We start from the raw sequence: 13,884 nt of genomic DNA, 5'->3' as shown, positions 1-13,884 counted from the left end.
ATTTAGTGAAAAGACAACAGACGCAGGCAGACCTCTCGATTTTTTTGACCAGAGACAGCGTCTGTTGCTTCCGCGTCAACACGTTTGATGAGCGTGCATACGAGCAATCGCCGTTCTTTTTCATTTGCGTGCGTCCAAATGAGCTTCCAATTGGAAAGAGCATCTAGATCAAGCGGTTTTATGTTTGAAAAAGCAGGGTAAGTTCGTTCCCATTCTTTTGCAGCCAGCTCTAACGAATTGATTTTCTCTCGTAAGGCAGAGAGAGTAAGGAATCCTTCTTCATAAGCCTGTTCCCAGCGCTGCCTCCGAATATGCAGCTGCTGCTCAGTTTCTTTGGCGGGAGCGCGGGAATTCGTCTGTAACACAGTCTGATACACTTCCTTCAACGCAGCGATTGACTCTGGCGAATGCTGTATCAGCTCGTGGACAATGGCTTTTTCCAAGCGATCCTCACGTATGGCAGGAGCATCACACGTACCAGCGAGCTTGTTTTTACATAAGTAGTAGCGGTGCGTGTAGCGTTTTTCCCCTTTTCCCGTGATTGTGGTTGTTTTCCCGCGCATAGAGGAGCCGCAACGCGAGCAGTACAGCAATCCGGAAAAGAGGTAACGGGAGCCGAGAACGCGGGGGTGCCTTGTTCCGCGAGCACTCATTCGCTCCTGAACCCGCGAGAAACATGATTGATCGATGATGGCCGGATGAGTCGCCTCTTGGATAATCCATTCTTCCGGGTCATTGCGTTGTTGGTCGGCGTCGGTGTAATTCCAACGCAGCGCACCATGATAGACTGGATTTTTTAACAGGCGAAGCACGGCACTTGCACTCCATGAAGCGCCATTTTTCCCGCGCAATCCGGAATGATTCGCCCATTCAGCAATTTGGCGCGGAGATTCACCTCGATCATAGCGCTCGAACATACTGCGTACGCCTGCTGCTTCCCTTTGATTTACGACCAGCGTTCCTCGCACCAGATTGTATCCATACGGTGCAGGTCCTCCTGGTCGTTTTCGTTCTCTTGCCATTTGACTCATCCCCAGCTTAACCCGTTCCGCCAAGTTTTCCCGCTCCCATTGGGCGAGGGCAGCCACTAGGGTTATAAAGAGTCGCCCGATTGCGGTAGTCGTATCGTATACCTCAGTACAGCTTTTGAAGTGTACCGCAAATTGATCGAACTCCTGCAGGAGCTGATACAGATCAAGGACAGAGCGAGTGAGTCGATCGAGTCGATAGACGAGGACGACATCGATTTCACCCGTTCGGATATCTTGCAGGAGCTGACCGAGTGCGGGGCGATTCGTATCTTTGGCACTCACGCCTTCATCTGCGTAGACTGCATGGACTTCCCATCCTTGGGAGTGAACATACGAGAGCAGCTTTTCCCTTTGAGCGGGGATCGAAAACCCTTCGCGTGCCTGATCCTCTGTGCTGACACGAATGTAGACGGCCGTTCGCATTGCCCGTTCTCCCTTCACTATGGGTTGCTAGAGTGTACAGCAAAAGGGAGGAGCTTATGCCTGACCGCAATAAAAAACCCCGCTTATCCGTCTTGGACAAGTGGGGGTATGCTACATCCATTTTTGGCCCCATTCGTGAATGGAATCAATGACAGGACGCAGATCTTTTCCTTTTTCGGTCAATTCGTATTCAATGCGAACCGGGATCTCTGGGTACACTTTGCGCTCCAAAATCTCGAGCTCTTCCAGCTCCTTCAGCCTTTCCGAGAGCATTTTATCGCTCATATGTGGAACCATTTCCCGGATATCTTTAAAACGTACAGTTCCGCGTAGCAACACATGAATAATCAGGCCGGTCCAGCGTTTTCCAAGGACGTTTATTGCACATTCATATTTTGGACACATGTGTTCGCCAGAAAAATCATGACTCATATCGGCGTCACCTCTATCTTGCAGCATTATTGTTGCCCTTTATTTTAACAGATTAGCTTGAAAAAAGTAAGTAACGAAAAGTTGGAATGACACTTTGTCAATGGCTGAGAGGTTAAGCCCGTTTTCATGGACAAATGTTTCCCTATAAGGTGTCCACACATACACTAATGCGAAAGAAAAGAAGTGAAGAGGGTGTTGGGATGATTCCAAAACGGGTAATCGGCATTTTAACCTGGCGGGAGGGGTTACGCTTTGAGGAACCAGGTTATTTGCGAAAGCTGGTTCAAACAGGGCAAAAGCTAGGCGCACAAATCTACCTGTTTTCGCATCAGGACGTCAATGTTCCCGCCAGAAAGATCAAAGGCTTCATCCCCAAACCAAACGGGGGCTGGATGAGTAAAACGTTTCCTTGGCCAGAAGTTGTCATTGATCGGTACCGACGCAGGGTAAAGGAGTATATCCGGCTGCGAAATAGCGATCTGTTTTTCTTTGCCAACAGTCCGTTCAGTAAAAAATGGAGAGTGACGAATCTGCTTGCTTCTGATGAACGCGTCAAACGCTGGATCCCGGAGACGCATGTTTACGAAAAAGGCAAGGTCCGAAACATGCTCGCACGCCATGGGCTTGTCTATGTCAAACCAGGCAATGGCACAGGGGGAAGAAGCATTCTCAGAGTGAAGAGCAGCGGCAAGGATTATAGCCTTTCTGGACGTGACAAAAAGCATAAGCACCACGTAGCTCGAATTGGTACGGTGGAAGGCGTGGAGAAATGGGTCAAAACGTGGGTAGAGGAGCAGCGCATTCGCGATGGCAATTTCCTGGTGCAGCAAGGTTTGGACCTTGGACTGCTACGCAAGCATGTCGTCGATGTACGGCTATTGATTCAAAAGGACGAGCGTGGGGAGTGGGAGGTGACAGGGTGCGGAGTACGCATGGGGGAGAAGGGCAGTGCTACTTCCAATTTGCATGGTGGAGGCAGAGCGATTCCCTTTGAATGGCTAATGTTCAAGCGATTCGGCGAGGAGCGTGGAGAGCTGATCAAGCAGGAATGTTATCAGCTTGCTTTTGATGTAGCAAACACGCTCGAGGACTATTTTGGCCGCATGATGGAATTCGGACTGGACATTGGGGTAGATGTGGACGGACGTGCGTGGTTAATCGAAGTGAACCCCAAGCCGGGGAGAGAGGTTTTTCGCCAGATGGGTGACATGGCGCTATACAAAAAGGCGATAGCTCGTCCCGTTCAATTTGCCCTGTATTTGGCCCGGAACAAGGCTCGTTTTTTGTCTCTTTGAATACAGATGGAGAACCGACGCTGATGACCCATTCTCCTACTTTTGTATGAGAGGAGTTGCCTAGTGGCAGCGGATATAGCTTGCAGTCTGCATCAATTTTGATGACGGCGTAATCCCGAACTCGATCAGCTATAATGCGTTTGGCTTCAAACACTCTACCGTTATATAGCTTCACGAAAATGTTTTTGGATTTGCCGATGACATGCTCGCTCGTCAAGATATATCCTTTCGGATGAAAAAGAAATCCGGAGCCGAAGCTTCGTTCCATGGGTGGAGAATTATCTTCATGATCCATAAGGCTGCGAATTAACGAATCCACGTCTTTGGAATGGGGAGCATCCTCTGTCACGATGGAGACGACTCCCTCTTGAACTCGCTCGACAATGGGAACGAAGAAATTGAATGGGTGCAGACTGCTGCTGCTCACAGGGTACTTTACTCGCGTATACTGGGACCATTTTTTACTTTTCACCGATCTCTCCCCCTACAGCAGATAGGTATGTATCATCTTATGGGGAGTGGAGAGGGAAGGGACGCCCAATTTCTAGTCGAGTGTAAGGATATATCATTAATTTTGATTGATATAATAAAGAAATAGCATTGGTATAATTATTTAAATCCATTTATAATAACATGTAGTTAAAGAATATTTCGAACATAAAGGCTAAGTCCTAGCCGCTAGAGAGAGAAAAAGAACGGTAACGGAGGATGCGAAGAGATGGATGTTAAAACGATCATACTGGGTTTCTTGAGCTATGGGGAAATGAGTGGCTACGATATTAAGCAAGCGTTTACAAATAGTATTGGATTCTTTTATGACGCTAGCTTTGGTGCTATTTATCCAGCATTGCGCAAATTGGAGGAAGAAGGCTTCGTGACGAAGCAAGAAATCATTCAGTCTGGCAAGCCGAACAAGATTTTGTACCGTATTACAGAAGCCGGAAAACAATCTTTCCGTCAAGAAATTCAGACGCCTATCTTGCCGCCAGTATTGCGTTCAGACATGCTGGTTAAGATTTTCTTCGGCAAGAGCCGCACGATCGACGAACAAAAGGATTTGCTAGAGGGCTGCTTGGATACGCAACGTCAATTGCTCCAACAAAGTAAGGCCTCCTATAAAAAGCTGGAAGTAAATTTTGACGAATACCAACGTTTTTGCTGGGAGTATACCATTCATCATCTGGAGTCAACGATTTCCTTTATGGAACAAAAAATGACCTCCTTGTTGAAACAACCAGCATATTCCGTTTAGCCAATAAAGCGAAGGGCTCATGTCTTGTGAACAATGAGCCCTTCGCTTATTTCATTTACTTCAGGTTTTCTGGATTGAGGCATTCGAGCTCTGGTACAACGAAACGTCCGTCTTTTCGGATCAGGCGATCGTCAAACCAAATTTCTCCACCGCCCCACTCAGGACGTTGAATCATGACCAAGTCCCAGTGAATGGAGGATTTGTTTCCGTTAAACGCTTCATCGTATGCCTGTCCCGGTGTGAAGTGGAAGCTTCCATCGATTTTTTCGTCGAAAAGGATGTCTTTCATCGGGTTTTGGATGTATGGATTCACACCAATCGCAAATTCCCCAACGAATCTGGCACCTTCATCAGTGTCAAAGATTTCATTGATCTTCTCTGTATCGTTTGCAGTTGCCTCGACAATTTTGCCATCCTTGAAGGTCAGCTTGATATTGTCGTATGTAAAGCCTTGGTAAGGAGATGGCGTGTTGTACGCGATCGTACCGTTGACGGAATCACGGACAGGGGCAGTGAATACTTCTCCGTCCGGGATGTTGGCTTCACCAGCACATTTGATTGCCGGAATATCTTTGATGGAGAAGGTCAGATCGGTGCCTGGCCCTACGATACGTACCTTGTCGGTTTTCTCCATCAGCTCGACCAGGCTGTCCATGGCTTTATCCATTTTGCCGTAATCAAGGGTGCAAACCTTGAAATAGAAATCTTCGAAGGCGGCCGTGCTCATATTAGCTAACTGAGCCATGGATGCATTTGGATAGCGAAGCACGACCCATTTGGTATGCGGTACGCGAATATCTAGTACAGGACGCGCTAGCAGCTTGGAGTGCAGCTGCATTTTGTCTCCAGGCACATCAGAGAGCTCACTAATGTTGTCGCCACCGCGGATGCCAATGTAGCAATCCATTTGTTTCATGAAAGCCACATCTGCTTCACGCATGATCCCCAATTGTGTTTCATTGGCGCCCATCAAGAGTTCACGCTGAACGGATTGGTCGATCAGTTGGACAAACGGATTTCCCCCGGCTTCGTATACTTTGGCAATGACAGCCTTTGTCAGATCGGTAACATTGCCAACAGAGTAAATTAAAACGTTTTCACCAGGCTTGACAGTCACCGAATAATTGACGAGGACGTCAGCAAGTTTTTCAATTCGTGGATCTTTCATAGGAAGGGGATCCCTCGCTTTCCATATCATTCTTATCCATTGTACACAACTCAAACAGAAAAAAGCTACCCACTGACGAGGGTAGCTTGCGGAGGAAACGCGCTTGAAGGATTCGGTACTTCATGTATATGCAACGACCTGCTGAATATGGCTATATCTTCGGGGAAGAAAGATTAGTCGCAGCTGCACCCGATAATAACCAGCAGGATGAAAAGAATCAAAACCAGAGTGAAGCCGTCGAATTCTCCATTAAAGATGCCGCTCATCGAATAAACATCCTCCTCATGTGTGTGTTAAGCCTCTTGTGCTTACATCTACAACATATGGGTGATCGCATAGGACCGCACCGGGCATCCGCCCATTTTTGAGAAAATTGTTTGGGGAATCTCTCGTTTTTCATACTCTTGCAATTCTCGATGTTTATTATTCTGAAAAGCAGGAAAAGCTAGAGGATACCAAAAGACTTTGCAAGTATGAAAGGATGTTTATGTGATGCAAAGATCATTATCTAGCATGCAGCATGATTTGGTCCAAATTACGATTAATGTTGGAGAAGACTTTAAATCCATTGTGTGGAAAGCGCAATACGACATGGACTTCAATACAGAATGTCTCTTTTGTTTCTCCGAGCAAATTACTGGCTACCGTGTAGAAGATGAAGAAGGAAAAGCAGGGAAAGTTGCTGTTTGTCCGCATTGTGAAAAAGTAAACGCCATCTACGCGTGAGATTGAAGTTTGATCACAAAAGAAAGACGATGCTACTTGCTGGCATCGTCTTTTTAACGTTCTTTCAAGTTTTAGAAGGTACCGATGAACTGACAAAGCTAGTGAGAAGAAAAAGCACAGGGCTCGTAGACCTTGACAACGCCTACCCAGTCGGAACTTAAAATAGGGGACCTGCTTGTCGAACACTTCTTCCCTGAGAAACTTCCGCCCGTAGGGTGGCTTTGGCTCGACGTCCCCTTTTTGAAGTGTAGACGGACAGTGACGCCCCAAGCTGGCGTGTCAGAGTCGAAGAGAACTGTGCTTTTTCTTCTCCTCCACTATGCTGACCCTAGTCTATATCTGACTCTATATCCACCAAGTACCACCTGCTCTTTAGCAGGATTGAAAGGAGGCATCTCGAATAGTATGAGAGACATACATAAGTAGATAGGTAGGGGTGAACACCGTGCAAAAGAGATGCAGCCGCTGCGGGAACGAAATGGACATCGAGCTGCGCAACGTCGTGTACCGGAAACGAGTTAAAATCATGAATGTACCTGTACACGTCTGCGTGGACGAAGACTGTGACCATTCCCAAGTGGTAGATGTGATTAAGGATGATTTGAAGTCACTCATGGAGGAACTGGGCCAACATCCGCAGCGCCAGGCAATCGAATTCGAAGAAATGTCAGAGTTATCCAACTTATTGGTATTGATTGCTAATGAGAAGGTGAATTCGACGGTAAGAGAATTACTTGGTGAAAAAGTCAACGAGCTATTGGATCTGTTTTTGTTGGCGCAGTCCCTTGGCGATGAAAAATGGATGCTGGAGCTACGCGAACGACTAACGAAAATTATGGTGTAAGGAAAAAGAGATGCCTAGAAGAAAGGTATCTCTTTTTCATTTCTCCACTGCACCGCAAATGTAGACTTTGCTGCTTGGACTTATGTATACTGATAGGCACATATGATAAGGAGAGATGAATCATGTCACAAAAACAGCTTCACTCCATAGAAGAACTGGATGAGTTCGTAGCGAAAAATGGTAAAAAGCTTTTGTTTAAGCATAGTACGATCTGCCCAATCAGTACGTCCGCTTATGAAGAGTTTCAAGCGTATTTGCAGGACAATCAAGTCGAATCTGCTGTGATTCTGGTACGGGAGGATCGCCCTGTCTCCAACGCTGTAGCGGATCGTTTTTCCATCAAGCACGAATCCCCGCAAATCTTTTTGCTGGAAGACGGGGAAGTAAAATGGCACACGTCTCACTGGAAAATTACAAAGGACGCGATTGGCCAGGCGCTCAACGCGTAATCAAAAAGCCGGTACACCCGATTAGCGAGGTGAAACCGGCTTTTTGTATGGAGAAAAAGCACGTGAGAGACTATTCCCAGAAAAGCTCCAGCTTGTCTCCACTTTTCAATTCTGTCTGGAAGTTGGCCTGTTCGCCGTTGACGAGCATCACGAATCCGGAGATACTCTCACGGTCGGGCTTTTCCAAGGAAACATCGACAAAACGGAAGACGTCGCTAAACACAGGGATAGACGCAGGTGAGGATTTTACCGTGATTTCGGCACCTTCGCTCACGGGATCGGCGGCATTCGCTGCTTTTCCGTCTACGGTAATCGTTACCTGTGCAACAGGCAATTCGACCCGTTCACCATTGAAGTGTACGATCATAGTCTCCTGTACCCATTCTTCCAAGGGGATGACATCTTGTATGGAAGGGGCGGGGACTTCATCCAGTCGGTATACGAGGACATCACCTTGCCGGACAATATCTGTCAGAGCTGCTGGTCTTCCGTTCAGCTCGATCACCTCGATACGGGACGGAATAGAATAATCTTGTCCATTCACAGAAAAACGCAAGCCTAATTCTGCTGACGTTTTCAGTTCAGTGAGCTCCAGTACTTCATAGACAGTGCGGGGAAGGCGAATATCCACCTCGGCTCGATCAGAGATCAAGGTATCGAGAGTAGCAACCGCTCCGTTAACATGTACCACTGGACCGAGCGAGTAGGGACGATCATTGCAGATCACCTCGAGCGTGTCCAGCTCATCGAATAAATCCTTGGCAAACACACGTGCATCATCGCCATTTGTACCTGCCACTACGGTGATTTGATCCCCATCATTGATTGGGGTGTCGAGACTGACGGCCTCCCCGTTGCGCTCAATCACCGGCGGCGTACCGTGACCACCCGGAATCATTTTCATTCGTCCGTTTACGGTGACGGTCATCGCCAATCCGGGACGACCATACAAACGGCGGATATCCAGTCCAGAAGCAATGAGCGCATCACCCAACGTCATTTTTCGCAGATCGAAAATGCGCACTGGAGCGTCATTGACCGTAACGGTTACATAGCGCAACGGATGACGGCGCGCAGCAACAGCAATACCGACTGGCGTTACGAACTCAGGTCCACTGAGCGCAGGATTGTCTCCGACGTACTGTTTAATCGCATCCCCGCCTCTAACGGCAACACGGGCGGCAGGAATATTCAAGACCTGAGCGACTCGTCCTGTAAGCCCAGGGGTGAGGCTGCCGCCGCCGATCAGCATGACCGCTTGCGGAGCTTTTCCGTTGAGCTCCAGTATTTTGAAGGCAATTTTATCGGCGAGTTGCTGGATGTCTGTCTCAATCGCACTCGTTACCTCGGAAGCGCTCAGCGTATGCTCCATTCCGAGAATGTCGGTGAAGGTGACGGACTCCTCGGTGGATAAGAGACGCTTCACCTCTTCTGCCATCGGAAAATCCATGAGAAAGGCATTCATGAGCGCATCCGTGATTTCATCGCCTGCAACAGGCACCATGCCGTAGGCGGTAATTGCCCCTTCCTCAGTCAGTGCTACGTCAGAAGTACCTGCCCCAATGTCCACTAAGGCGATATTCAGTCTGCGCATAGTCACGGGAATCAGGACATTAATCGCCGCAATAGGCTCAAGCGTCAATGCCTGCATTTCCAGGTCGCATCGTTTCAGAGCAGCGATCAGCGAGTCGACAACCACGCGTGGAAGGAAAGTTGCGATCACATCTGCGCTTGCTATGTCACCCCGCTGGTCAATCAGACTCCCGATCAACTCTCCATCCAGATGGTAATTAACAACGCTGTAACCCACGCAATAATAGCGGGTGACGTCTTGATCCTTTAGCTCTTGGGCTAATGCGGCTTGGGCCTCCTGTACAGCGGAAAACTCCAAAGCGACAACATCTTCACGCGAGATGAAGGCATGTCTGGCTAACGGCATGTCCACACGAACGCGGCGGGTGCGCAATGACCGACCGGCAGCAGCGACCGCTACCTGATGCAGTTTGCCATACTTTGCCTCCAGATCTTCTTTTATTTGTTGAATCACCTTAGCTACGGCGACAATATCGTGAATTTGCCCATCGAGCATAGAGCGTTCATCGTGCTCTCGAATGGCGCAGTCCAACACGCGGTACTGCTCGCCGGTCGTTTCCACGATCAGGCCGACGACGCTGCGCGTTCCAATATCTAATGAAAAAATAAGCTCAGGGGCTGTGATGTCAGACAAAAGTAGGTCACTCCTTGTAAGAGGTTGTTCATGAAGTCTTTACAATACTTATCGGTAATTTTGGTCTGTATCGGAAAGGAACAATCACTTTTAGCTAGAACATATATCCAAAACTATTCGATTTGAAAGGAAAAGAATCCTGTCGAATCAAGGAATCTTCTTCGTTTTGACGAATAATTGGAAAAGATAAAAAAACAGAAAAAATTTACTTTCGCGCTTTTTGGCGCTAAACTGCTGACAAGGGTGTTTGAATCGATTATAATTACCCTAATTTATCGATAAATCCCTATATAAAAAGAGGAGAGTGGAGAGAGATGGCACACGATCAAATCGAAACTATGCGCAAGCAGATAGACGAGATCAACCTGCAAATTCTTGAATTGATCAACAAACGAGCTACCTTGGTTCAAGAGCTCGGCAAAGAAAAAGAAAAACAGGGCAGCAACCGTTTTGACCCAGAGCGTGAGCGCCAAATGCTCAATCTGCTCGTTGAAAACAATAAAGGTCCTTTCAATGACAATGCAATTCGTCATTTGTTCAAGCAAATATTCCAAGTTTCCTTAGATCTGCAAGACGATGATAAGAAAAAAGTACTTCTCGTTAGCCGTAAGAAAAAGGCAGAGGACACGGTTATCACGGTAAAAGGCGTTGAGTTCGGAGGAAAAAATCCGATTCTTATCGCAGGTCCATGCTCCGTGGAAAGCTACGAGCAAGTAAGAGCAGTAGCAGAAAACCACGCAAAACGCGGACTGCGCACCCTGCGCGGCGGCGCGTACAAGCCTCGTACTTCGCCATACGACTTCCAAGGTCTGGGTGAAGAGGGCTTGCAAATTCTCAAGCGTATCGGGGATGAATTCAACCTCGTAACGATCAGTGAAATCGTGACGCCAGCAGATCTTGAGATGGCAACGAAATACATCGATGTTATCCAAATTGGTGCTCGGAATATGCAAAACTTCGAGCTGCTGAAGGCGGCAGGTCGTGTGAACAAGCCGATCCTCTTGAAGCGTGGCCTCTCTGCTACGATTGAAGAGTTCATCTACGCGGCAGAGTACATCCTGTCTGAAGGGAACACACAAGTCATGCTGTGCGAGCGTGGAATCCGCACGTACGAAAAAGCGACTCGCAATACGCTCGACATTTCTGCTGTACCACTCCTCAAGCAAGAGACGCACTTGCCAGTGTTTGTAGACGTGACGCACTCTACAGGTCGTCGTGATCTGCTCTTGCCTTGCGCGAAAGCAGGTTTCGCAGTCGGTTCTGACGGAATCATGGTAGAGGTTCACCCTGATCCAGATGTGGCACTGTCTGATGCGAAGCAACAGTTGAACATTCCACAGTTCAACGAGTTCGTTGATGAACTGCTTGCTTCTGGCCTGTACAAAGGCGAGATTGTGGCAACGAGAGCATAAGAATACCTTTCGGGTATGTTTTAAGGTCCTTCCTGCGCGCGGGAGGACCTTTCTCATTTGACGAACCATTGGCGACGAAGTAAGCTAGAATTACGTGCTGATATTGGTGAAGGAGGATAGGCCATATGGAAGACAACCATCAATGCTGCTCGACTGATCGGTCCACTGAAAGGCCGGAGAAAATCAAGTCTAATCTCATCTCCCGTCTCAATCGGGTAGAGGGGCAAGTTCGCGGAATTCGTGGAATGGTAGAAAAGGATGTCTACTGCGACGACATTCTCAATCAAATTGCGGCTGTTCAGTCTGCACTGAATGCGGTTGGGAAAATGCTCCTCGAAGGACATATGAAAAGCTGTGTGATGGATCGCATTCAGCAAGGCGATCATGAAGTGATTGACGAACTTTTGAAAACGATGAACAAACTTATGAAGTAACGGGTGCGCAAGCCGTCAAAAACAATTGCAACGGCATACGGCTTGTCGTATCATAGGTGCATATATTTATGAAAACGCTTATGAAAACCAAAAAATAGGGAAAAGTGAGGGTGCATGATGCCGGTTACTATATACGACGTAGCAAGAGAAGCGGGGGTGTCGATGGCGACAGTTTCCCGCGTAGTCAACGGGAATCCCAACGTAAAGCCTTTGACCCGTAAGAAGGTATTGGCTGCGATTGAGCGCTTGGGATATCGACCAAATGCGGTTGCTCGTGGACTCGCCAGCAAAAAAACGACAACAGTTGGTGTCATCATCCCGGATATCTCCAGTTTGTTTTTCTCCGAATTGGCGCGAGGGATTGAAGATATCGCTACGATGTACAAATACAACATCATCCTATGTAACTCTGACCAACGGATGGAAAAGGAATTGCAGCTCATTAATACCTTGCTCGAAAAGCAGGTGGACGGGCTTCTGTTCCTGGGGGCAGAAATCAAAGAAGATCATTTGCAGGCATTAACAAGCACATCTGTACCGACTGTGCTCGCTGCGACTCGCGATGCGGACAACGTACTGCCGTCGGTTAGCATTGACCATTTCCAAGCCGCATATGATGCGACGGAAGCACTGGTTTCACGCGGGCACAAGCGTATTGCAATGATCGCCGGCCCTGCAAACGATCCATTGGCAGGGTTGATGCGCTATGAAGGCTATAAAAAGGCGTTGAAGGATGCGGGTATCGAGCTGGATGAAGAGCTGATTGCGACAGGCAACTACTTCTATGAATCAGGCTTGTCCACTACAAAAGCGTTTCTTGCCCTTAAAAATCCACCAACGGCTATTTTCGCAGCAAATGATGAGATGGCCATTGGTGCGATCCACGCCATTCAAGATTCTGGCCTGAACGTGCCAGGTGACATCGAAGTCATCGGTCACGATAATATTCGTTTGGTTGAAATGGTACGTCCACGACTGACTTCTGTCGTACAGCCAATGTATGATATTGGTGCGGTAGCGATGCGCCTGTTGACCAAGTACATGAATAACGAGAATGTCGAAGAGCATGTCGTGCTGCTGCCGCATCGAATTGAGTATCGGGAGAGTACGAAGCCTGAGCAAGCTTGATCGCAAAGGAACGCAGGAATTGACAGCAAGAGGGGGATGGGAAATGCGTTACGGAATTATTGGCGCGATGGATGAAGAAATCGCGCTTTACTTGGAAGCGATGCAAGAGACGACTACTGCCACCAAAGCAGGCATTACCTATTACACAGGTAAAATGGAAGGCAAGGATGTCGTGCTGTGCAAATCAGGTGTCGGCAAGGTGAATGCGGCCGTGACAACACAAATCCTCATCGATTCATTCCAAGTGGAGCGTGTCATATTCACAGGTGTGGCAGGAGCCGTTCACCCTGAATTAAATATTGGTGACATTGTAGTTTCGACGGATTGCATCCAACATGATATTGATGTGACACCGCTTGGCTTTGAGCCAGGACAGATTCCGTTTACAGAGCAATGGACTTGGCAAGCGGATGCTGGCCTGATGCAGCAAGCAATCGATGCGGGCAAAGAGCTGGAAGCGGGAGTTCAGGTAGTAAGCGGGCGTATCTTGTCCGGCGACCAGTTCGTTGCCAGTCGGGAAAAGGTTCAATGGCTGTATGAGCAATTTGGAGCACATTGCACCGAAATGGAAGGGGCATCTGTTGGACAAGTATGTGCGATGAATGGAGTCCCATTTGTCGTGGTTCGTTCGATGTCGGATAAAGCAGATGGCTCCGCGCATGTTAACTTCGTGGAATTTACCAAGCTGGCTTCCCAGCGCTCCTACGCGATTGTCCGTAACATGCTCACAGCTTCTCAAGCATCGACAACTTCGGGAGTTATCGTCTACTCGACGAAAAACTGTGTAGATTGCGACATGGTTAAGAATTGGCTGACCGCAAAAGGGGTTTCCTTTGAAGTGCGCGATGTCATGACGAGTCGTGCCTATCAAGAGGAAGTGGAGCGCTTTGGCTTCATGGGTGTGCCTGTAACAGTCGTAGGCGATAAAGCGGTAAAAGGCTTTGCGCCGTCTGAGCTGGAAGAGCTTGTGAAATAGGGTTTGGAATAGAAAAAGCGTGCTGACCAGTACCAAAAGGTACGAGGGCAGACGCTTTTTTTTTACGTATAGGAATTTATAAAATAA

14 protein-coding genes and 1 pseudogene are annotated in these 13,884 nt (G+C 47.9%); 9 read left to right on the top strand and 6 right to left on the bottom strand.

The features are described 5' to 3' along the window. Nucleotides 1-2: 2 nt before the first annotated feature. Complete coding sequence (locus C7R94_RS25775) at nt 3-1,454, bottom strand: recombinase family protein (protein WP_106785510.1); 1,452 nt, start codon at nt 1,452-1,454, stop codon at nt 3-5. A gap of 111 nt (nt 1,455-1,565) precedes the next feature. After that, complete coding sequence (locus C7R94_RS25770; protein WP_047071905.1) at nt 1,566-1,886, bottom strand: winged helix-turn-helix transcriptional regulator; 321 nt, start codon at nt 1,884-1,886, stop codon at nt 1,566-1,568. 200 nt (nt 1,887-2,086) lie between these two features. On the opposite strand from C7R94_RS25770, the gene C7R94_RS25765 reads away from it, so the two are divergent. After that, nucleotides 2,087-3,181, top strand: coding sequence for a YheC/YheD family endospore coat-associated protein (locus C7R94_RS25765; protein WP_047071907.1), 1,095 nt, complete (start codon nt 2,087-2,089; stop codon nt 3,179-3,181). A gap of 64 nt (nt 3,182-3,245) precedes the next feature. Here C7R94_RS25765 and C7R94_RS30755 read toward each other — a convergent pair. Then, nucleotides 3,246-3,449: pseudogene (locus C7R94_RS30755) on the bottom strand (trypsin-like peptidase domain-containing protein); the annotation flags it as partial. A 450-nt stretch (nt 3,450-3,899) separates the two neighbouring features. Here C7R94_RS30755 and C7R94_RS25755 point away from each other — a divergent pair. Continuing rightward, nucleotides 3,900-4,433 (top strand): PadR family transcriptional regulator, encoded by a 534-nt coding sequence (locus C7R94_RS25755; RefSeq protein WP_047071910.1) that lies wholly within the window; start codon nt 3,900-3,902, stop codon nt 4,431-4,433. A gap of 55 nt (nt 4,434-4,488) precedes the next feature. Here C7R94_RS25755 and C7R94_RS25750 read toward each other — a convergent pair whose 3' ends face one another. Together C7R94_RS25750 and C7R94_RS25745 are read right to left on the bottom strand one after the other, a co-directional pair. Next, on the bottom strand, nt 4,489-5,601 hold the full coding sequence (locus tag C7R94_RS25750; RefSeq protein ID WP_106785509.1) for an aminopeptidase: 1,113 nt from the start codon (nt 5,599-5,601) through the stop codon (nt 4,489-4,491). A 173-nt stretch (nt 5,602-5,774) separates the two neighbouring features. Next, nucleotides 5,775-5,867 carry a YjcZ family sporulation protein gene (locus C7R94_RS25745; protein WP_017250455.1) on the bottom strand — a complete coding sequence of 31 codons (93 nt, stop codon included), beginning with the start codon at nt 5,865-5,867 and terminating at the stop codon, nt 5,775-5,777. Between the two features lie 226 nt (nt 5,868-6,093). Here C7R94_RS25745 and C7R94_RS25740 point away from each other — a divergent pair, with 226 nt between their 5' ends. The 3 genes from C7R94_RS25740 (at nt 6,094) to ytxJ (ending at nt 7,620) form a co-directional block, all read left to right on the top strand. Further along, nucleotides 6,094-6,327: a hypothetical protein gene (locus tag C7R94_RS25740; protein ID WP_106785508.1), complete on the top strand. Its 234-nt coding sequence runs from the start codon at nt 6,094-6,096 to the stop codon at nt 6,325-6,327. Nucleotides 6,328-6,772: 445 nt separating this feature from the next. After that, the gene (locus tag C7R94_RS25735) at nt 6,773-7,171 is read left to right on the top strand and encodes a hypothetical protein (RefSeq protein ID WP_083995130.1); all 399 of its coding nucleotides are present in this window, start codon (nt 6,773-6,775) and stop codon (nt 7,169-7,171) included. Between the two features lie 122 nt (nt 7,172-7,293). Next, nucleotides 7,294-7,620, top strand: coding sequence for a bacillithiol system redox-active protein YtxJ (gene ytxJ / locus C7R94_RS25730; protein ID WP_047071916.1), 327 nt, complete (start codon nt 7,294-7,296; stop codon nt 7,618-7,620). A 70-nt stretch (nt 7,621-7,690) separates the two neighbouring features. Here the strand turns inward: ytxJ and C7R94_RS25725 are convergent, their stop codons facing one another. Next, a complete protein-coding gene (locus C7R94_RS25725; RefSeq protein ID WP_106785507.1) occupies nt 7,691-9,847 on the bottom strand; it encodes a cell division protein FtsA in 2,157 nt (718 codons plus the stop codon). A gap of 314 nt (nt 9,848-10,161) precedes the next feature. On the opposite strand from C7R94_RS25725, the gene C7R94_RS25720 reads away from it, so the two are divergent. The 4 genes from C7R94_RS25720 to C7R94_RS25705 all read left to right on the top strand — a co-directional run bounded on the left by C7R94_RS25720 (nt 10,162) and on the right by C7R94_RS25705 (nt 13,797). Then, nucleotides 10,162-11,259: a bifunctional 3-deoxy-7-phosphoheptulonate synthase/chorismate mutase gene (locus C7R94_RS25720; RefSeq protein WP_047071919.1), complete on the top strand. Its 1,098-nt coding sequence runs from the start codon at nt 10,162-10,164 to the stop codon at nt 11,257-11,259. A gap of 125 nt (nt 11,260-11,384) precedes the next feature. Then, on the top strand, nt 11,385-11,693 hold the full coding sequence (locus C7R94_RS25715) for a metal-sensitive transcriptional regulator (RefSeq protein ID WP_047071921.1): 309 nt from the start codon (nt 11,385-11,387) through the stop codon (nt 11,691-11,693). 117 nt (nt 11,694-11,810) lie between these two features. Continuing rightward, a complete protein-coding gene (gene ccpA, locus C7R94_RS25710) occupies nt 11,811-12,821 on the top strand; it encodes a catabolite control protein A (RefSeq protein WP_047071923.1) in 1,011 nt (336 codons plus the stop codon). Between the two features lie 43 nt (nt 12,822-12,864). Beyond that, nucleotides 12,865-13,797: a 5'-methylthioadenosine/adenosylhomocysteine nucleosidase gene (locus tag C7R94_RS25705; protein WP_106785506.1), complete on the top strand. Its 933-nt coding sequence runs from the start codon at nt 12,865-12,867 to the stop codon at nt 13,795-13,797. Nucleotides 13,798-13,884: the final 87 nt, after the last annotated feature.

The organism is Brevibacillus sp. NRRL NRS-603, assembly GCF_003013445.1.
Classification (GTDB): domain Bacteria; phylum Bacillota; class Bacilli; order Brevibacillales; family Brevibacillaceae; genus Brevibacillus; species Brevibacillus formosus.
Note: the sequence above shows the minus strand (reverse complement) of the source record. Positions and strands in the feature narration are given on the sequence as shown.

Excerpts from the sequence above, each read along its gene's own strand:
- C7R94_RS25775 (WP_106785510.1), bottom strand. The coding sequence starts at position 1,454 with ATGCGAACGGCCGTCTACATTCGTGTCAGCACAGAGGATCAGGCACGC.
- C7R94_RS25770 (WP_047071905.1), bottom strand. The coding sequence starts at position 1,886 with ATGAGTCATGATTTTTCTGGCGAACACATGTGTCCAAAATATGAATGT.
- C7R94_RS25765 (WP_047071907.1), top strand. The coding sequence starts at position 2,087 with ATGATTCCAAAACGGGTAATCGGCATTTTAACCTGGCGGGAGGGGTTA.
- C7R94_RS25755 (WP_047071910.1), top strand. The coding sequence starts at position 3,900 with ATGGATGTTAAAACGATCATACTGGGTTTCTTGAGCTATGGGGAAATG.
- C7R94_RS25750 (WP_106785509.1), bottom strand. The coding sequence starts at position 5,601 with ATGAAAGATCCACGAATTGAAAAACTTGCTGACGTCCTCGTCAATTAT.
- C7R94_RS25745 (WP_017250455.1), bottom strand. The coding sequence starts at position 5,867 with ATGAGCGGCATCTTTAATGGAGAATTCGACGGCTTCACTCTGGTTTTG.
- C7R94_RS25740 (WP_106785508.1), top strand. The coding sequence starts at position 6,094 with ATGCAAAGATCATTATCTAGCATGCAGCATGATTTGGTCCAAATTACG.
- ytxJ (WP_047071916.1), top strand. The coding sequence starts at position 7,294 with ATGTCACAAAAACAGCTTCACTCCATAGAAGAACTGGATGAGTTCGTA.
- C7R94_RS25720 (WP_047071919.1), top strand. The coding sequence starts at position 10,162 with ATGGCACACGATCAAATCGAAACTATGCGCAAGCAGATAGACGAGATC.
- C7R94_RS25715 (WP_047071921.1), top strand. The coding sequence starts at position 11,385 with ATGGAAGACAACCATCAATGCTGCTCGACTGATCGGTCCACTGAAAGG.
- ccpA (WP_047071923.1), top strand. The coding sequence starts at position 11,811 with ATGCCGGTTACTATATACGACGTAGCAAGAGAAGCGGGGGTGTCGATG.
- C7R94_RS25705 (WP_106785506.1), top strand. The coding sequence starts at position 12,865 with ATGCGTTACGGAATTATTGGCGCGATGGATGAAGAAATCGCGCTTTAC.